The 19227-nt window shown below is 35.5% G+C and carries 17 protein-coding genes, 1 other RNA gene, 1 pseudogene and 1 other annotated feature; of the genes and pseudogenes, 17 read left to right on the top strand and 2 right to left on the bottom strand.

Going from position 1 to position 19227, the window contains the following annotated elements; all coding sequences use genetic code 11:
- Positions 1–202 precede the first annotated feature (202 nt).
- From hslU to ssrA, 10 genes are all read left to right on the top strand, one after another.
- Entirely contained in the window at positions 203–1600 is a 1398-nt protein-coding gene (hslU, locus tag JDW14_04965) for an ATP-dependent protease ATPase subunit HslU (GenBank protein ID QQD66447.1), read from the top strand.
- Between the two features lie 65 nt (positions 1601–1665).
- Complete coding sequence (locus JDW14_04960; GenBank protein QQD66446.1) at positions 1666–2559, top strand: aldose 1-epimerase family protein; 894 nt, start codon at positions 1666–1668, stop codon at positions 2557–2559.
- Positions 2560–2807: 248 nt separating this feature from the next.
- The gene (locus tag JDW14_04955) at positions 2808–3254 is read left to right on the top strand and encodes a GatB/YqeY domain-containing protein (GenBank protein QQD66445.1); all 447 of its coding nucleotides are present in this window, start codon (positions 2808–2810) and stop codon (positions 3252–3254) included.
- 78 nt (positions 3255–3332) lie between these two features.
- Positions 3333–4289, top strand: coding sequence for a PhoH family protein (locus JDW14_04950; GenBank protein QQD66505.1), 957 nt, complete (start codon positions 3333–3335; stop codon positions 4287–4289).
- Between the two features lie 19 nt (positions 4290–4308).
- Positions 4309–6528, top strand: coding sequence for an HDIG domain-containing protein (locus tag JDW14_04945; protein ID QQD66444.1), 2220 nt, complete (start codon positions 4309–4311; stop codon positions 6526–6528).
- A gap of 26 nt (positions 6529–6554) precedes the next feature.
- Entirely contained in the window at positions 6555–7037 is a 483-nt protein-coding gene (ybeY, locus tag JDW14_04940) for an rRNA maturation RNase YbeY (protein QQD66443.1), read from the top strand.
- Positions 7015–7431 (top strand): diacylglycerol kinase family protein, encoded by a 417-nt coding sequence (locus JDW14_04935; protein QQD66442.1) that lies wholly within the window; start codon positions 7015–7017, stop codon positions 7429–7431. Before ybeY ends, JDW14_04935 begins: the two co-directional genes overlap by 23 nt.
- Positions 7432–7446: 15 nt before the next feature.
- Complete coding sequence (gene era / locus JDW14_04930; GenBank protein ID QQD66441.1) at positions 7447–8352, top strand: GTPase Era; 906 nt, start codon at positions 7447–7449, stop codon at positions 8350–8352.
- Positions 8352–9170: a DNA repair protein RecO gene (gene recO, locus JDW14_04925; protein QQD66440.1), complete on the top strand. Its 819-nt coding sequence runs from the start codon at positions 8352–8354 to the stop codon at positions 9168–9170. Before era ends, recO begins: the two co-directional genes overlap by 1 nt.
- 80 nt (positions 9171–9250) lie before the next feature.
- Positions 9251–9617, top strand: a transfer-messenger RNA (tmRNA) gene (gene ssrA / locus JDW14_04920).
- Between the two features lie 227 nt (positions 9618–9844).
- Here the strand turns inward: ssrA and JDW14_04915 are convergent.
- Positions 9845–10118 (bottom strand): annotated as a pseudogene (locus tag JDW14_04915) (type II toxin-antitoxin system YafQ family toxin).
- Between the two features lies 1 nt (position 10119).
- Positions 10120–10407 carry a type II toxin-antitoxin system RelB/DinJ family antitoxin gene (locus JDW14_04910; protein QQD66439.1) on the bottom strand — a complete coding sequence of 96 codons (288 nt, stop codon included), beginning with the start codon at positions 10405–10407 and terminating at the stop codon, positions 10120–10122.
- 229 nt (positions 10408–10636) lie between these two features.
- Positions 10637–10873 (top strand) — a binding site (T-box leader).
- A 69-nt stretch (positions 10874–10942) separates the two neighbouring features.
- Here JDW14_04910 and JDW14_04905 point away from each other — a divergent pair.
- From JDW14_04905 to JDW14_04875, 7 genes are all read left to right on the top strand, one after another.
- Complete coding sequence (locus JDW14_04905) at positions 10943–11653, top strand: amino acid ABC transporter permease (protein ID QQD66438.1); 711 nt, start codon at positions 10943–10945, stop codon at positions 11651–11653.
- Complete coding sequence (locus JDW14_04900; protein QQD66437.1) at positions 11646–12380, top strand: amino acid ABC transporter ATP-binding protein; 735 nt, start codon at positions 11646–11648, stop codon at positions 12378–12380. Before JDW14_04905 ends, JDW14_04900 begins: the two co-directional genes overlap by 8 nt.
- A gap of 23 nt (positions 12381–12403) precedes the next feature.
- Positions 12404–13258: a transporter substrate-binding domain-containing protein gene (locus JDW14_04895; protein ID QQD66436.1), complete on the top strand. Its 855-nt coding sequence runs from the start codon at positions 12404–12406 to the stop codon at positions 13256–13258.
- Positions 13259–13320: 62 nt separating this feature from the next.
- Positions 13321–14502: a M20 family metallopeptidase gene (locus JDW14_04890; GenBank protein QQD66435.1), complete on the top strand. Its 1182-nt coding sequence runs from the start codon at positions 13321–13323 to the stop codon at positions 14500–14502.
- A gap of 214 nt (positions 14503–14716) precedes the next feature.
- Entirely contained in the window at positions 14717–15418 is a 702-nt protein-coding gene (gene rnc / locus JDW14_04885) for a ribonuclease III (GenBank protein ID QQD66434.1), read from the top strand.
- A gap of 312 nt (positions 15419–15730) precedes the next feature.
- Positions 15731–17461, top strand: coding sequence for an ABC transporter ATP-binding protein (locus JDW14_04880; GenBank protein QQD66433.1), 1731 nt, complete (start codon positions 15731–15733; stop codon positions 17459–17461).
- The gene (locus JDW14_04875) at positions 17458–19203 is read left to right on the top strand and encodes an ABC transporter ATP-binding protein (protein QQD66432.1); all 1746 of its coding nucleotides are present in this window, start codon (positions 17458–17460) and stop codon (positions 19201–19203) included. The genes JDW14_04880 and JDW14_04875 overlap by 4 nt, the downstream gene beginning before the upstream one ends.
- Positions 19204–19227: the final 24 nt, after the last annotated feature.

Genomic DNA, 19227 nt, shown 5'->3' with positions numbered 1-19227 from the left:
TGCGTATGAGAAACGCATAAAGGAATTATCCAAAACGAACGACATTTCAACTCATTGGAACTAGAATAAAACATAGTGTGAGTGAGGCTGCTATGGCTTGAATCACTGGAGAAAGTCAACGGCGTGCGTTACAACGCACAGAGTGGACTTTTGAAGTGGATGTCAAGCCAAGCCGAACGAACCAGAATAAGGAGTGAAGAATATGAATCAATTAACACCAAGAACAGTTGTACAAGAATTAGATAAATATATTATCGGACAAGATGAAGCAAAACGTGCCGTAGCGATTGCATTACGCAATCGAATTCGCCGTTTAAAATTAGATGATGAGATGCGTGAAGAAGTTAAGCCTAAAAACTTATTAATGATTGGACCAACTGGGGTCGGTAAAACAGAAATCGCTCGCCGTTTAGCAACGATTGCTCAAGCACCATTTGTTAAGGTGGAGGCTACCAAATATACAGAAGTCGGCTATGTTGGACGTGATGTGGAATCAATGGTGCGTGATTTGGTTGAAAATAGTATCCGTATCGTGAAAGCACAACAACATGAATTAGTAAAAGACCAAGCTCAAGCGAAAGCGATTGAGAAGATTGCGAAAGCATTAAGACCAGGACAAAAAGTTGAAAAGAAAGCACCGGCTAATAATGGATTAGGTATGTTTGGTGATATGTTTAAAATGATGCAACCGGCAGTCGATGAAGAGCCGGAAGAAATTGTATCGGACGAAGTAGCAAGTTCACGTCGTCAAATTCGCCAACAAATTCGTGACGGTTTATTGGATAAACATGAAGTGACGATTAAGCTAGAAGAGAAAAAGCTACAATTGAATAGTTTAAATCCAGCTATGGAACAAATGATGGATATGCAAGAAAGTTTAAATGCTTTAAAGCCTAAGAAGAAAATCGAACGTACGGTGACGGTTAAGGAAGCTGTTGAATTACTTACTGAAGAAGAAGCAGACCGTCTTGTCAATCAAGAAGATATTCATCAAAAAGCTTTAAAATTAGCACAAGAAAATGGGATTATTTTCATTGATGAAATGGATAAAATCGCAACTAAAAATCAAAATGCCGGTGAAGTTAGCCGTCAAGGTGTTCAACGTGATATTTTACCGATTGTCGAAGGTAGTCAAGTGCAAACGAAGTATGGTATTATCAATACAGATCATATTTTATTTATTGGTAGTGGGGCATTTCATTTATCGAAACCGTCCGATTTGATTCCAGAATTACAAGGACGTTTCCCAATTCGTGTTAATCTTAATGATTTGACGAAAGATGATTTTGTTCGTATTTTACAAGAGCCGAAAAATGCGATTATTAAACAATATCAAGCCTTACTCGCAACAGAGGGAGTTACAATAACATTTGATGAGACTGCGATTAATAAAATGGCAGAATATGCAGTGCAATTAAATGAAACAACGGATAATATCGGAGCTCGTCGTTTACATACTATTTTGGAAACTGTGTTAGAAGAATTATTATTTGAATCGGCTGAAATGCAAATGGGAGAAATTCAAATTACGGAAAAATATGTGACACAACGATTAGATAAGATTGTCGAAAATCGTGATTTAAGTCATTATATTTTATAAGTAAACTATTTTTTCTATCGGTTTAGTAGTCATCGCAATAAAAAATTTGTAGAGGAGAATGACAGGTGATAACGTTAAAAAATGAGTATTTGACTTTAACGATTCGTGAATTAGGGGCAGAAATGGTATCAGTAATAGATAATAAAACTGGCTATGAATTTTTATGGCAAGGCAATAAACGCTCTTGGGCTGGGCAAGCACCAGTTTTATTTCCAATCGTAGGGGCTTTAAAAGACGATAAATATACTTATCAAGGAAAAACTTATGAACTTTCACAACATGGATTTGCTCGTAGAATGGCATTTAATACTCAAGCCGTCACTGATACCTCTGCAACTTTTTATTTAAAAAGCAATGATGACACATTAGCAGTTTATCCTTTTGAATTTAGTTTTCAAATTACTTATATTTTATTTGAAAATAAAGTATCGATTAGTTATGAAGTGTTAAATCCAAGTTCGAATGAACCACTCTATTATAGTGTAGGCGGTCACCCAGGTTTTAATGTATCGCATCATCGTCCTGAAAAAGGGCAGCCTGAATTTCAAAATGTGAGCTATACTTTTAAACCGGCAGGTTCTTACTTGAATATTCCTTTAGCTGGTAAACAAATTGATTTGAAAAAAGCACGCTATGCGACAGTCGATAATAATCCAATTTTACATAAGACATTTAAAAAAGATGCACAAATTTATCGCATTGCGAAAGGGACCGATGTAATTTTAAATGACCCAGATAATCAAGTGAAAATTACCTTATCGCCAACAGGCATGGATTTGGTCGGTATTTGGTCTTCCTATCCTAAAAAAGATAGTTTCGTCTGCTTAGAACCATGGGCTGGAATCGCTGATACAGTTGAGGCAACAGGAGAATTAACAGAAAAATACGGTATCAATTACTTAGCACCAAATGGTCTGATTAGTCATGACTATACATTAAAATTTGAAAAACAAGGATAATCAAAGGAATCAATTAAGAATGATGAATTTCATGCTTAATTGGTTCTTTTTACATATAATTAGCAAAAAATAGGATAAAAATGTATCGAATTTATGTTCATTTCATTGAAAATACGTTACAATATTAATAAGTTTAGTATTTATTACAATTGATTTTTAACGCTCAATCAAGTTAAATGCCGAGCTTTAATCAAAGTTAATATGGTAGCTTTGTAGCACGATATTTAGATGAATAGGAGAGGGAAAAGATGACATTAACAGAACAAATTACACAAGATTTAAAAGCAGCGATGAAAGCACAAGACAAGGAGACATTAAAAGTCGTTCGTATGTTAAAAGCTGCATTGCAAAAGGAACAACTTGAACATTCAGAACCGTTAACAGCTGAACAAGAATTAACTATTATTGCACGTGAAATGAAACAACGGAAAGATTCTTTAGTTGAATTTGAAAAAGCTGAAAGAATGGATTTAGTCGAACCATTATTGAATGAGATTAAAATTGTAGAGCGTTATTTACCTGTTCAATTATCAAAAGAAGAAGTAACACTTAAAATTCAAGAAATTATTGCTTCATTTGAAGATGCGACGGCAGTAAATTTTGGTGCTGTTATGGGTAAAGCAATGGCACAATTAAAAGGGCAAGCTGATGGTCAAGTCGTTAACCAAGTTGTAAAGGAATTATTAAGTAAATAACAATAATTTAAACGAGGTGATTGTTTGAACAAGCAACCAGAAATTTCAAAACAAGTGATTATTACCAATCATGATTGGATGATTGCTGTTATCGGTAATCAAGACCAACACTTAAAAATGTTAGAGTCGGAGTATCCAGTGAGTTTATCTGTACGTGGTGAAATGATTACCATTACAGGGCAAGAAGAGGCTGTGTACGATGTTCGTGATATTTTATTGATGATTGTTCATCTACTAGAACGTAACATTAGCCCTAAAACAATGGATATTGTCACTGCCATTAAAATGGCGAAATCCAATCAATTAGAATTTTTTATCAATTTATATGAAGAAGTGATTGGTCGTGCAGCTGACGGACGTGCGATTCGTGCAAAAAACTATGGGCAATTGCAGTACGTTAAGCATATTAATCAACATGATATTACTTTCGGTATTGGACCAGCTGGGACTGGTAAAACCTTTTTAGCGGTCGTATTAGCAGTACAGGCATTGCGAGAGGGTAAAGTGAAGAAAATTATTCTAACAAGACCAGCCGTTGAGGCAGGCGAAAGTTTAGGTTTTTTACCGGGTGATTTAAAAGAGAAAGTTGACCCATATTTACGTCCAGTGTACGATGCGTTATATACTGTATTAGGTACGGAGCAAACGAATCGTTTAATGGATCGTGGAATCATTGAAATTGCACCTTTAGCCTATATGCGTGGACGAACATTGGATGATGCGTTTGTTATTTTAGATGAGGCACAAAATACAACAATTGCACAAATGAAAATGTTCTTAACACGTTTAGGATTTGGCTCTAAAATGATTATCAATGGTGACCAGACACAAATCGATTTACCAAAAGGTGTGAAGTCAGGTTTGATTGATGCCACTTACAAGTTAAAAAACATTAAACAAATTGCGATTGTTTCATTTGATGCCTTTGATGTAGTAAGACACCCTGTTGTAGGGGCTATTATTCAAGCATATAGCAAAATGAACTCAATTCAAGAGGTAACGGAGTCCACAGAAGATTTAGAAGAAATCGAATAGATGTAAGGAGGAGGAGTACGTGAATCGAACGCTGCATTATATTCAGCAAAAACTGGGCATGATTTATCGTCCCATTATTATTAGTTTATTAACACTTGCACTTTTTATTTTAGGCTATTCAAGTGTTAAACCTGTCGTTTATAATATTCGTGCCAATGAAGTTGCGGACGTCACGATACGTGCACCTTATACTACGATTGATGAGTTTCGCACCAATGAAAATAAGCAGCGTGCTCGTGACAGTGTCGCTGATATTTATTCATATCGCTCCAATATTCGAGAAGAACAATTATCACTGATTGAAAAGTATTTCAGTAGTATTCGTCAATTGAAAAAAGAAAAATATTCTACCCAATCCATTTTAGAATGGGCGAAACAATTGCCGAACACTGAATCATTTATTTCTCAAGTTGGGGTAGGTGAGCGTACTGATACTCAAGAAGTGCAATTTGCACAACTCAATGAAAAGGAAAAAATTATTGTATTATATCATCAAATATTTGTATCCGAAGATGAGTCGATTAAGCAGTTTGCGAATAACTTAAATGACAATATCCATTTATCTTTACTGACTGCGACTGATGAAGAAGTTATCACAATTCAAAGAATGATTACGAATATTGTTTCAGAAAAATTAGCCATTGAAATGACGGCAGAACGTGTGGTAGCAGCACTCGAAACAACGACTAAAGAAATTGCTACTCTAACCACTAAGCCGACACAGCGTCAAATTTTAGAAGCATTGGTCGTGCAATTGATTGTGCCAACCGTTGTCTATGACCAAGAGGCGACAGAAGTTGCACGTGAAAATGCAGCGAACCAAGTACAGAGTAGTTATATTTTACAAGGACAAGTATTGGTGCAAGAGGGATTTGTCGCCGACGCTGAAATGATTCGCATATTAAATATTTATGGTATTTTAGATAAGCAAACACCGAATTATAGTGTTTATGCGTTTATTGCTGTGCTATTGATTCATGCGATTTTCTTATATGTGATGTTTGCACGTTGGGATAATAAGCAAGTCCAAACCGTTAAAGACGGAAATATGCGTTTAACAGCGTATGCGTTAGTCTTTTTGGTGGCTTTTACTTTATTAACTGGGCTACAATTTACGCAATTGAATGGAATGAAAAATGCTGTATTGCTATTTCCAGCAAGTGTGATTCCGGTATTAATCTTACCTAAGACAGACCGAAGAACAGGATTACTAGCAGTTATCTTTTTTAGTTTAATTTCACTCTTTTTTATCAATAGACAAACAGATACGATGAATTTATTGCTGACGATTTTGTTCTATTTTTATACAATGCTAACGTCGATGCTACGTATTGAACAGGATGATACTTTAAAAAATTATTCATTTGGTTCGTCATTATTGTGGCATATTGTAGTTATCGTGCCGGTATTATTAGTTTTTAAATACGATTTTCTTAAAGCAGAAACAATTCGAATGGTGTTCTTTATGCTAACGAGTGTTGGTTTAACGCATTTAATTTTATTTTTAATTAAACCGTATTGGGAACAATTACTAGATGACCAAGCTGAATTAACATTGAATCAATTAGCCAACTTGAATCATCCCTTATTAAAACACCTTATTGAATCAGCACCGGGTAGCTATCATCATAGTATTTTAGTAGCAAACTTGAGTGCTAATGCAGTGGAGGCTATTGGTGGTAATTCATTGTTGACACGTGTCGCTAGTTATTATCACGATGTCGGTAAAATTAAGCACCCACTCTTTTTTGTCGAAAACCTTTCAGCCGGCATGGTTTCACCACATCAAATGGTTTCACCGAATGAGAGTGCCAAAATTATTATCGACCATGTCAATGAGGGAATTAAACTGCTTAATGAATACAAGATGCCAAAAAGTATTATTGATGTCTGTGCCCAACATCATGGCACAACACGTGTCGAATATTTTTATTATCAAGCTAAAAAACAAAATGCAGATGTCGATATAAGTGAGTTTACATACCCTGGTCCAATTCCGCAATCGAAAGAAATTGCGATTATTATGCTAGCTGATTCCGTAGAGGCAGCGTCACGTTCATTGAAAGAATACAGTATTGAAGCCATTGACGCTTTAGTATCGAAAATTATTCATAATAAAATTGAGGCGAATCAATTTGCTGATTGTGGTTTAACCGTTCATGAATTAAAAATCATCAAGCAATCACTTATCAATGGCGTGGCAGGTATGTTCCATACACGTGTCGAATATCCGGAATAATGTTATAAACAAGAAAGGAAGTCTACATGATTATCGACTTAATAGATGAAGAAAATTACTTAAAAGAATCACATCACCAATTAATTGAAGACGTGATTGCTTTAACCGCACAAAAATTACAATTAAATCAAGAAAGTGAAGTGGATATTTCCATTGTAGACAATGAAACGATTCATGCCTTGAATAAGCAGTATCGTAATATTGACCGTCCTACTGATGTTTTAAGTTTTGCACTTAATGAGGGCGAAGAAGATTGGGACTTTAAATTAGATGAACAAGAAGATGAAATCTTTGATATTCCACAACACTACGGTGATATTATCATTTCATATCAAAAAATCGGTGAACAAGCTGAAGATTATGGACATTCATTTGAACGTGAATTAGCATTTTTGGTCGTACATGGCTTTTTACATCTAAATGGCTATGACCACCAAACGCCCGAAGAAGAAAAAGAAATGTTCGCAATACAAGAAGAGGTATTAAGTGAGTATGGCCTTACACGATAAGCCGACAAAACATTGGGCAAATGTCAATCGAATTTCAGCATTTAAGGCAGCTAAAGACGGATTTCAAACTTTATGGCAACAGGAATTTAACTTTCGTTTACATTTATTGATTACAGTATTCGTATTATTATTAGGTGTAGTTTTCAAACTCTCTCCGATAGAATGGTGTATTATTATCTTATTAATCGGATTGGTTTTATTACTTGAAATGATAAATAGTGCCATTGAAAATGTGGTCGATTTAGTGGTCGGAACACAATGGCATGAATTAGCTAAACGAAGTAAGGATATAGCAGCTGCTGCTGTTACATTGAGTGCGTTGATTGCTGTTATTATTGGTATGATTATTTTTGTGCCACATTTAATGACAGTCTTTCACGCATGGATAAATTAATAAACAGGGGGAACTATGGTAGAAAAAAACTTTAAATCAGGATTTGTCGCCATTATCGGTCGACCGAATGTCGGTAAATCAACATTATTAAATCGTTTGATTGGACAAAAGATTGCGATTATGTCAGATAAAGCCCAAACCACTCGCAATCGAATTCAAGGTGTTTATACGGATGATGAAGCTCAAATTATTTTCATCGACACACCAGGTATTCATAAGCCTAAGCACGCATTAGGTGACTTTATGGTGAATACAGCATATAGTGCTTTAAAAGGGGTCGATGCTGTATTATTCGTAGTAAATGCGAGCCAAAAGATTGGTCCTGGTGACCGTTTGATTATGGAACGTTTGAAAAATTTGGAAGTGCCAGTATTTTTATTGATTAATAAAATTGACTTGGTGCAGCCAGATGATTTATTGGGCATTATTGAGAGTTATATCGAAGAACAATCATTTGATGAAATATTCCCAATTAGTGCAACTGAGGGCAATAATGTGCCAGAGATGTTAGATACACTTAAAGGTATTTTACCCCAAGGGCCACAATATTATCCAGCGGATCAAATTATGGATCACCCAGAATATTTTGTTGTCGCTGAATTTATTCGTGAGAAAATTTTATTATTAACAAAAGAAGAAATTCCGCATTCCGTTGCCGTTCAAGTGCAAAGTATGCAGCGTAATGAAAATGATAAAGTGGAAGTACAAGCGACGATTATTGTAGAACGTAAGAGTCAAAAGGGCATTATTATCGGGGCTCAAGGTAGTATGATTAAAAAAATTGGTCAAATGGCACGCCGTGATATTGAACATTTGTTAGATGATAAAGTGTATTTAGACTTATGGGTAAAAGTCCAAAAAGATTGGCGTAATCGTCAAACGTATATTAGCGATTTTGGCTATAAAAAAGAAGATTATTAATGAAAGTAGGTGGTCACGTGTTAGAACGTTTTGATGCAGTGGTTTTATTCAAACGTCCTTATCGTGACCATGATTTATTGTTAAAACTTTTTACTAAGCACCATGGTAAACGAATGTTTTTCATCAAAAATGGACGTAGTGCCACGCATTCACTCGCTTCACAATTAGTCCCTTGGAGTGTTAATGACTATATCGGCACTTTAAATGAATCGGGATTTTCATTTATTCGTGAGGGGACAACAAGATTTTTCCCTAGACAATTACAGTCAGATTTGGCATTACAAGCGTATGCTAGTTATTTTGTTCAATTAATCGATGCTGTCATCGAAGATTTTTTACCGGATGAAGCACTGTTCCATTTACTAATTTCTACTTTGCAACGTTTAAATAAGGCTGATAATCCAGATGTCATTATGATTTATTTAGAATTGCAATTGTTACCAAGATTTGGGGCACATTTGAATTGGCAATATTGTCAATTTTCTAAACGAACAACTGGTGTCTTTGATTTTAGTATTCAACATAGTGGTATTATCAATGAATTATCCTTTGATGAAGATCGTTATCGTTTAAATATTCATCCACGTGCCATTCATTTTGCACGTATTTTAGCTACTCATTCGCTAGAATCGATTCAGACTATTCAAATAGGGCAGGAAACGATACTTGAAATGAAACGTTTAGTGAATGAATTGTATCAAGAATACGTAGGAATCCGTCTGAAAAGTAAGCAATATCTCGAGCAATTAGGGAGTGTTGATGCTAAATATCAAGCGTTACTGACTAAACGTATTCAGAAAAATACGGAACAAGAGTAGGGTGTAGAATGAGTTTGATATAATTTATCTCTGACTAAATTTGATTTTTTGCCTTACAAATGTTATAATATGCTTAATTAGGGGATGTCATTGGTTTCGACAGGTATTGTTCGAGCTTATGATGCGTCAGGAAGGCAGCGACTTCCTAAAAACGCTACAGTTAAATATAACTGCAAACAATCAAAACAATTCTTTCGCTTTAGCAGCTTAATCCCTGCGGGCGAAGATCACCCTGGCATCGCCCATGTGCTCAGATCGTGGTCTCAAATTTAGTGGGATACGCCTTACATTTCCGTCTGTAATGTAAGTAAGAGACGACCAGACTCGCAATCGCAGATGCCTGTTTATCGGCTAAGCAGTAGCTAAATTTTAGTAGATAAACTATTGACGTAGACTCGTTTGTGGCGAGGTATTTGGACAGGGGTTCGACTCCCCTCATCTCCATTTTAGCTGTGTAAAATTGCGGCACAATTTTTATCAGGGACTTTTCTCCCCATTAAGAGTTGTAGTTGCGTAGAAAAAAGTAAGCATTGACTACCTCGACGGAGTAATTCCACCGAGGATTTTTTTTATATCTCAAAAGAAGAACATCATTCCAAACGTCCATGTTCTTTTCTCATCTATGCTTAAATGTGAATTATGTTATTAATAAAAAAAGCCACTCATAAGAGTGACTAAAATAAATCGGAATGTGAGCCTGTTCTAGAGGCTGTAAGAATCAAAAGATTTTTATTTATAGAATAAACGAGCAGCCAGTCAGGTTCAATATGACATTCTCTAAATCCAATATAGTTACCGACTAAAGCATGGTCTCGATAAGAGTCTTCAAGAGGTATTTCATGCATTAATTTATCTAGAACAACTTGAAGTTTCTTTAAATCGGCATTTCTTTTTTTTCATACGCTTTAAATCTTTGCGAAATTGAGAGGTTGTTACTAACTGCAACATATTAATTTTCCTCGTTATTTAAATCAATCAATAATTCTTCAACTGATGAATACGATTTTGTTTGAATATTTCCAAGAGCAATTTGTCTTGCCTCTTCCATAGCTAGTTCTGTTTCTTTATTATAGCGTGGTTGTTTAATTTGGAAAGGAAAACCACCTTCCATAATAGAAGCGTGTAGGAAGATATTAATTGCATCTGTTACCGAAATACCGAAACTGGAAAATAAAGATTCAGCTTGTTGTTTTTTCACAGGGTCTATTCTTAAATTGATGTTTGCTGTTTTAGCCATAATATATACCTCCTTATTGATTAAATTGTATAACTAAAGTGAAACAAATGCAACTTTTTGATATGGATAGGTAGGGCATATAGACACTCAAATATCTATTAAAAATACCTAGAGTAAATTTCTAACTATCTAAACTTACTTTAGGTTTTTACTTTTTACTTTTTTAATTTATTTTTCATAAAACTGTTGCATTTTAAAAATTTAAGTGGTATAGTAATCACAAGTTAATAACAAATCGATGAATAAGAGAGTAGATTAATTGGGAATCTCAGCGAGATAGGGTAGAGTGTAAGCCTATTGTGACTGATTAATTGAACCGCCCTTATGAGATAAGTGAGTGAACTAACAGTAGCTTACTTCGCTGTCTGAGCGTTATCAAATTGAGTGAATCAGAAATCATTATGTAGATTTCTCGTTAACTAGAGTGGTACCGCGGGTTTATAAAATTCAATAGCTCGTCTCTATATGCTTTGTATAAAAGTATGTAGAGACGAGTTTTTTTGTATATTAACGTTAATTGAAAGGTGGAGATAAAGTGTTAAATATTATGGCTATGGCAGTGGACTTTAAAAAATTAGGTCCATGGCTACCGTCGTTTTGGGAAGGAACAATGGTCACAATTGTCCTATCCTTTTCAACGGTATTATTAGGAACAGTTATAGGTCTTTTTGCAACCATCATGCAACAATCAGAAAAGAAATGGATTCGTATGATTGCTAATGCGTACACACAAATCATTCGTGGTACACCGATGTTACTGCAATTATTTTTATGGTTGTATGGATTACCATTATTCGGCATTACAATTCCAACTGTCGAATCGTTTGGTAGTGTCTACGGTTCAAGAGAATTTTTAACGGCAGTTATTGCTTTGTCGGTCAACTCCGGTGCTTACATTTGTGAGATATTTAGGGGAGGATTAGAGGCAATTGATAAAGGACAAATGGAAGCTGGTCGTGCTTTAGGGCTTAGTCGTCGCCAAACATTATTTTCAATTATCATTCCGCAAGCAACACGTGTTGTTTTACCAGGCTTAGGAAATGAGTTCATTACGATGATTAAGGAATCATCAATCGTTTCAACTATTGGGGTGTTCGATGTGATGTATGTACAAAATATTGTCAAAGCAGCGACATATTCCATTTTTGAACCATTAGTATTGATTGGGGCTATTTATTTTGTATTGACATTTGCTCTAACAAAATTAATGAAGTACGCAGAAAAGAGGTTAAGTGCTTATGATTAAAGTCAATAATTTAAAAAAATCGTATGGCGAGTTAAATGTTTTAAAAGGCATTGATTTACAAATCGAACAAGGGGAAGTTGTTGCCTTAATTGGCCCGTCGGGTTCGGGTAAATCCACCTTAATTCGCTGCTTGAATTTAATGGAGATACCAACTGGTGGCGAAGTATTATTTAAAGATGTGTTACTGAATGACACTAAAATTGATGAAGATAAAGTCAATCAATTACGTCAGTCAATCGGTATGGTATTCCAACATTTTAACTTATTCCCACATTTGACAGTGGAAGAAAATATTACTTTAGCACCGATAAAATTAAATAAAGTGTCGGAAGTACAAGCTAAGGAAAAGGCAGCGATTTTATTAGACAAAGTTGGACTACTCGATAAAAAAGATGTCTATCCAGCCAAATTGTCTGGAGGGCAAAAACAAAGGGTTGCTATTGCTAGAGCATTAGCTATGGAGCCAGAAGTGATGTTATTCGATGAGCCGACTTCAGCACTCGATCCCGAAATGGTTAAAGAAGTGCTAAACGTAATTCAGTCACTAGCACAAGACGGTATGACGATTGTAATTGTAACGCATGAGATGAACTTTGCTAAACGTGTCGCAACACGTGTTCTGTTTTTAGCAGACGGTCAAATTATCGAACAAGGAACAGCTGAACAAATTTTCAATGCACCACAGCATGAAAGAACAAAACAATTTTTAGACCAAATCAATTATTAGGACTATGAAAGGGGAAATATATTATGAAAAAATTAATGACTTTATTTTTAGCATTGCTAGTAAGTTTAGCAGTATTAGCACCAAGTGCTCAAGCAGCAGATAATCAATTAGAAAAAATTAAAGAAAAAGGAACCTTAGTAGTAGGGACTTCACCAGATTTTCCACCACGTGAATTTTATATTATTAATGATAAAGGCGAAAAAGAAATCGTTGGTAGCGATATTGCATTAGCTAAGGCGATTGCTGATAAAATTGGTGTAAAATTAGAATTAGTGACGACAGACTTCAATGGTGTAATTGCCAATATTCAAACAGGTACTGTTGATTTAGGAATTTCAGGTTTTTCATGGACGCAAGCTAGAGAAGAAGTTATGGATTTCTCAGTTGGCTATTCACAAGAAACAGGTGATAATGGCTATCAAGGTCTATTAGTAAGTAAAGAAACGGCTGATAAATTTAAAACACTCGATGAATTAAAAGCTGCGAATTTAACGATTGGAGCACAAGGTGGTTCAATTCAATATGAGTTAGCCTTGCAAGCAACTAAACCGACCAATGTAAAACAATACGGTACATTAGATGCAGCTGTACTCGCTCTAAATGCTGGGGATATTCAAGCAATGGTTGTGTCTACTTCTTCAGCAGAACCATTAGTGGCTGCATTTGACAATTTAACGATTTTACCACGTGATGCGTTTGACTTAGATCCAGAAAATAAATATGCCAATAATGTTATCGGCTTACCGAAAAATCATGATAATGCTGATTTGTTAAAAGTCATCAATGAAGTCATTGAAACTGCTATTAAAGACGGCACAATGGAAAAATGGGAGACAGAGGCTAAAGCTTTGTCAACTAAGGCATTAGAAGTAGAATAAAACAGGGTGTGAGTGCTTTGGACTTCTTAAGTGGAAGTCAATTCAAACGAGGAGAATGAAAGATGCAGGCAAGAGAAATAATTTTACAATCTGTTGATGCTCATGTCGACGACTATATGCAAATTGTCAAAACATTGTATGACAATCCGGAAATTGGCAATGAAGAGTTTGAATCAATGGCTGTATTAGTCGACTATTTGACGAAAGCAGGATTTGATACCCAGGCTGCTTATATATTACCGACTGCCTTTTTAGCTACTTATGATACGCATAAACCAGGGCCAACCATTGCATTTATGTGCGAATATGATGCATTACCAGAAGTGGGGCATGGTTGTGGGCACAATCTGATTGCAGCGATTGGTGTTGCAGCTGGTGAGGCTTTAAAATCAGTTATTGATCAATATGGTGGAAAAGTATTAGTAGTGGGGACACCAGCAGAAGAAAATTTTGGTGGAAAAGTATCTTTAGCGAATGCGGGTGTGTTTGATGAAGTTGATGTGGCTTTAATGGTGCACCCAGGTACTCGCAATGGGGTCGGTGGTCGCAGCAATGCACTTTATCCACTGAAATTTGAATTTTTTGGCAAAAATGCACATGCTTGTCGACCGGCAGAAGGAGCATCAGCTTTAGACGCAGCTGTAATGAGTTATGTCCAAATCAATTTATTACGTCAATTTGTAGCACCACATACTTATATTCATGGTGTTATTTCAGACGGTGGAAAAGCAGCGAATGTCATTCCAGGTTATGCAGCTATGGAATATTATTTTAGAGCACCGACTATTTCCTATGCCAAAGAAGTTGCAGCAAAAGCTGTTGAAATGGTGGAAGGCGTTTGTGCAGCTAATGGCACTACCTTTGAAACGTCTGTCTATGAATGTCCGTACGAAGATACTGTCATTAACTATCGTCTAGCTGAACTCTTAACAGAACAATATCAGTCAATTGGTGTAACGGATATTGAACCAGTGGACGAGATTGCGACTGGCTCAACCGATGTTGGAGCTGTAAGCTATAAATGTCCGACCATTCAAGGCTTTATCAAAATTGCTGATGAGCATGTTCAAGCTCATAGTAAAGAAATGGCTGATGCCACTCTTTCAGAACAAGGTAGAAATGGACTTATCAAAGCTGCTCAAGGGATTGCTTTAACAGCCTTGTACTTATTAGAAAATCCAACAACATTAGCACAAGTTAAGCTCGAACAAGACGAAACATTGGCTAAAATCAATCAACAATAACTTACATACTTTCAGAAAATTAGGTGGATAAAGCCTTATTTCTGAAAGTGTTTTATGTTGGTCTGTCAAAAAGGTTTTGCTCAATGCTAGGTGTTTTGTTATAATTTTAGAGAGAATTAATAGGAAACAATGAGTGTTTTGAAATGAATTACTAAAACCCCATAGAAGTAGGGGAATATTTCAACGCATTGGAGCTAAATAAAGGAGTGCACTAATGATTCAAACGATTGAAAGTATCATCGAACAACCAATAAAAAATGTGATGTTGTACCAAGAGGCACTGCAACATACGACATTTGTCAATGAAAAGCCTTGGGAAAAATTAAAATCGAATGAACGTCTTGAATTTTTAGGAGATGCTGTATTGGAAGTAGTGGTAAGTGAATTTTTATTCAATACTTATCCTAATCACCCAGAGGGACAATTGACTACAATGCGTGCTCAACTGGTTCAAGAACAAAGTTTGGCATATTTAGCACGTCAGCTAAAGCTAAATGAGGCAATTAAACTTGGAAAAGGGGAATTAGCAACAGGTGGAAATGAGCGTGATTCCATTTTAGCTGATGCTTATGAGGCTATCCTAGGTGCTATCTTTAAAGATTTAGGGTTGGATTTTGCACGTCGATTTGTTACTAAAACAATGTTGAATCAACACGAACAAATGCTAGCATCTATTAGTCAAGATTATAAGACACGTTTACAAGAACTGGTGCAACAGCGTGGTTCAATCAAAATTCAATATGAAGTAATTGACCAAACAGGCCCAGCACATGATACACGCTTTACGATTGCTGTATCAGTTGACGGAGAGAAAGTGGCGAAAGCAACTGGCCGTAGTAAAAAACAAGCTGAAATGCGTGCTGCTGAAATTGCTTTAAACTTTATTGATGAAAAAGGTTTTGTTATATCTCATTAGTCTTTAATAGAATAATAAAAAAAATCAATAAGTACTTGTAATCATTTTCAAAATGTGTTACACTTCACATTGTAAAATAAATAAGAAAGGAGAATGTATCATGAACACAATTAATTATGCAAATAATCAATTAAATCAAACATCTTCGAAAGCTTATTTATTTATACTAATGAATTAGATGCATTAGTATAGTATTAATAATAGTGTCATTATACCCGCTTTCTGTAGATGAAAGGGGGTTTTTGTTATGACTAAAAGTAAGCAATCAATGTAGCATGATAAAATATTTTAAAAGAAAAGAAGAGGTCTTATATGATTAAAGAATTATGGCAATTTATTCTGAAAAAGAAATGGATTTATTTTGCTGTTTTAATTGGTGTGTTGGTCGAGTACGGTATGAGTGTTTTTCCAACACGTGTGACGCAACGTATTATCAATGAAATCGCAGCAAATCATTTGACGGCGGAGAGTTTATATCAACAATTAGTTATCTTAATTGTAACAACACTTATCGCTTATGTTGTTGGATATTTTTGGGTGCAGTGGTTATTTTCATCTCAAGCATTTTATGAGAGAGAGTTAAAAAAATCATTGTTCCGAAAATTAAGTTTTATGCGTATCCCATTTTACGATAAATTTCGTAGTGGAGATATGATGACTCGTTTTACTAGTGATATTAGTAGTTTATCTGAATTACTCGGTTATGGAACGATGAGTTTATTTTATGGGTTTGGGACAATCGTTATCATTATTCCACAAATGTTTATTATTTCATGGTGGATATCACTCATCAGTATGGTACCGATTATTATTTTAGGAATTATTGTCGATTTTATTGGTCGGAAACAAGATGATATGGTAGACGCTAACCGTGAAGCCGTTGCGAGTTTGAGTAATGAAGTATTAGAAGTAGTTGAAGGTATTCGTGTAACGAGAGCTTACGGTAATTCAGCCTTAGGTGCTGCTCGTTTTGCTAAAAGAACACAATCATTACGTCAGCGTGCTGACCAAATTATGTTTTATCAAGCGATGTATGGTCGATTTTCTAATGTCTTACTAGCACTGAGTGCAGCAACAGTTCTTGGCTTTGGTGGACATGCAATTTCATTAGGGCAATTATCCGTAGGGGATGTTGTAGCACTGCAAATGTATTCATGGATACTTCTAGAGCCAATGTGGATGTTAACGGATTTTATTTTAATATATAAAACAGCAGCTATTTCATTTGGTAAATTACATGAATTATTAGAAACGGACGATGATTTAGAAGCTAACGGCAAGGAAATACTTGCTTTCCCAGAAAAAATTGAATTTCGTGACTACCAATTTCAATATGCTGGCAGTGAATATCAAGGTTTAGAGAAAATTAATGTCACGATTGAAAAAGGACAAACATTGGGAATTGTCGGAAAAACAGGAAGCGGAAAAACTACTTTTATCCGTCAATTATTAAGACAATATCCAGTCGGACAAGGAAAAATATTGATTAATGATGTACCAATTCAAGACTATCGTCGAGATTCAATCGAACGTCAAATCGGCTATGTGCCTCAAGAACATGTTTTATTTTCACGAACGGTTGCTGAAAATATTCGTGTAGGCAAAAGTGAAGCATCGCAAAAAGAATTAGATTATGCTGTTGCAGTCGCAGCCTTTACACAGGATTTAGAGCGAATGGAAAAAGGTTATGATACATTGGTAGGAGAAAAAGGTGTATCAATTTCCGGTGGACAAAAACAACGGATTTCCATTGCACGAGCAGCGATTAAAGACCCGAATATTTTAATTTTAGATGATTCGCTATCGGCAGTTGATGCGAAAACAGAACGCATTATCATCGAAAATATTCAAGCCTTACGACAAGGAAAAATGACGATTATTGTGACGCACCGTCTATCGGCAGTCAGTCATGCTGATTGGGTGATTGTATTAGATGAAGGGAAAATTGTCGAAGAAGGAACACCGACGCAATTACAACAATCAAATGGTTGGTATGCAGAACAATATCAAAAACAACTAACACAAGAGGAGGGCGACGCATGAAATTAGTCATAAGATTATTAAGCTATTTAAAAATAGTTTTACCATTATTTATTGCAGGCTTAACCTTACTTTTATTAACAACAGGGTCACTACAAGTCGCTCCATTATTTGTCCAGCACATTATTGACCAAATTTTAACGCCAGCTACAAAAGGGGCACCACTTGATTATGGTGAGCTATTTAAGTGGCTCAGCATTTATATGGGCACTTCTATTATTGGGAGTTTAGTTGGTTATGTATCTGTTCGTATGTTGGTGCATTGTGCTAATCGGATTGCTGAACATTTACGTAATGAAGCGTATCAAACAATGCAAAATTTGCCGATTTCTTATTTTGATGATAAACCTGCTGGAAAAATTTCTGCTCGTATTGTTAACGATACGGAAACATTGCGTTCACAATTTTATGGTAGTTTACTATCTAATATTTTAGTGACAGTTGTTAGTATTCTAAGTGTTTATGCTATTATTTTTATTTTGAACTATAAAATTGGTTTGGCATTATTAGTATTATTTCCAGTATTTTACGTTTGGCAACGCTTATGGCATTATCGTACTGATAAACAATTGACGCTTTATTATGAAATGCAAAGTGAAGTTAATACGCATGTTAATGAGATGATGACTGGTAGTGCGATAATTCAATTATTTAAACAAGAAGATGATACGATTAAACGTTTTGATAATGTTGTAGAGCAAATGTACCAAGCAGATGTCAAAATGAATAAAGTTCATGCTACTATTTCGTGGAGTCTAGTCGAAGTATTTAAGCGAACAGTATTTTTAGCGATTTTAACTTATGTTGGTTATCAATTTTTAGGTGGATATCTAACAATTTCAGCAGGATTATTGTTAACCTATATTAATTATATTGACCGTCTGTTTAATAATATGGGGGGCTTAGTACGGATGTTTCCACAATTACAACGTTCACTTACCACCGGTCGTCGTCTTATGGAATTATTAGATTCACCCCAAGAAGAAAAACAAGATGCTCAATTAGTTGTATCAAATGGTGAAGTAACGTTCAATCATGTGACATTTGGCTATGATGAAAAGAGTCCAGTATTAAAAGATATTCATTTTACTGCTAAACCAGGTCAAACTGTCGCATTAGTAGGACATACAGGCTCTGGTAAAAGTTCAATGATTAATTTATTATTCCGATTTTATGACCCTCAACAAGGTGATATTTGTATCGACGGTCAACCGGTTGCACAATATAATCGCGAAAGTGTGCGTCAATCAATGGGAATTGTTCTTCAAGATCCGTATTTATTTACTGGAACGATTGCGTCAAATGTGGCAATGGACGATGAAACGATGTCGGAAGAAACGATTATTGATGCTTTACATAAGGTAGGAGCAGGCGATTTGTTAAAACGTTTGGATAAAGGAATTTATGAGCCTGTCGTGGAAAAAGGTAATGCTTTTTCAAGTGGTGAACGTCAATTAATTTCCTTTGCACGTACATTAGCAAGCAATCCGAAGATTCTTATCCTAGATGAAGCGACTTCACATATTGATACAGAAACAGAAGCCATTATTCAACAAGCTATGGCTGTGGTCAAAGAGGGGCGAACTACCTTTATTATCGCCCACCGATTGTCAACTATTCGTGACGCTGACCAAATTTTAGTATTACACGAAGGTGAAATTGTGGAGCGAGGAACACATCAATCCTTATTGGAATTGAATGGTCGTTATGCAAACATGCATAAAATGCAACATACTATGGGATAGTCAAATAGTGTGAGCGAGAAACAG

This window comes from Aerococcaceae bacterium zg-252 (assembly GCA_016237705.1).
Taxonomy (GTDB): domain Bacteria; phylum Bacillota; class Bacilli; order Lactobacillales; family Aerococcaceae; genus Globicatella; species Globicatella yangjingiae.
The sequence above is the reverse complement of the archived record's forward strand: the minus strand, read 5'-3'. Positions and strand labels throughout refer to the sequence as shown.

Coding starts and splice junctions, on each gene's coding strand:
- JDW14_04880 (QQD66433.1), top strand. CDS start 15,731: ATGATTAAAGAATTATGGCAATTTATTCTGAAAAAGAAATGGATTTAT.
- JDW14_04890 (QQD66435.1), top strand. CDS start 13,321: ATGCAGGCAAGAGAAATAATTTTACAATCTGTTGATGCTCATGTCGAC.
- era (QQD66441.1), top strand. CDS start 7,447: ATGGTAGAAAAAAACTTTAAATCAGGATTTGTCGCCATTATCGGTCGA.
- JDW14_04900 (QQD66437.1), top strand. CDS start 11,646: ATGATTAAAGTCAATAATTTAAAAAAATCGTATGGCGAGTTAAATGTT.
- JDW14_04910 (QQD66439.1), bottom strand. CDS start 10,407: ATGGCTAAAACAGCAAACATCAATTTAAGAATAGACCCTGTGAAAAAA.
- JDW14_04950 (QQD66505.1), top strand. CDS start 3,333: ATGATTGCTGTTATCGGTAATCAAGACCAACACTTAAAAATGTTAGAG.
- JDW14_04955 (QQD66445.1), top strand. CDS start 2,808: ATGACATTAACAGAACAAATTACACAAGATTTAAAAGCAGCGATGAAA.
- ybeY (QQD66443.1), top strand. CDS start 6,555: ATGATTATCGACTTAATAGATGAAGAAAATTACTTAAAAGAATCACAT.
- JDW14_04875 (QQD66432.1), top strand. CDS start 17,458: ATGAAATTAGTCATAAGATTATTAAGCTATTTAAAAATAGTTTTACCA.
- hslU (QQD66447.1), top strand. CDS start 203: ATGAATCAATTAACACCAAGAACAGTTGTACAAGAATTAGATAAATAT.
- JDW14_04895 (QQD66436.1), top strand. CDS start 12,404: ATGAAAAAATTAATGACTTTATTTTTAGCATTGCTAGTAAGTTTAGCA.
- recO (QQD66440.1), top strand. CDS start 8,352: ATGAAAGTAGGTGGTCACGTGTTAGAACGTTTTGATGCAGTGGTTTTA.
- rnc (QQD66434.1), top strand. CDS start 14,717: ATGATTCAAACGATTGAAAGTATCATCGAACAACCAATAAAAAATGTG.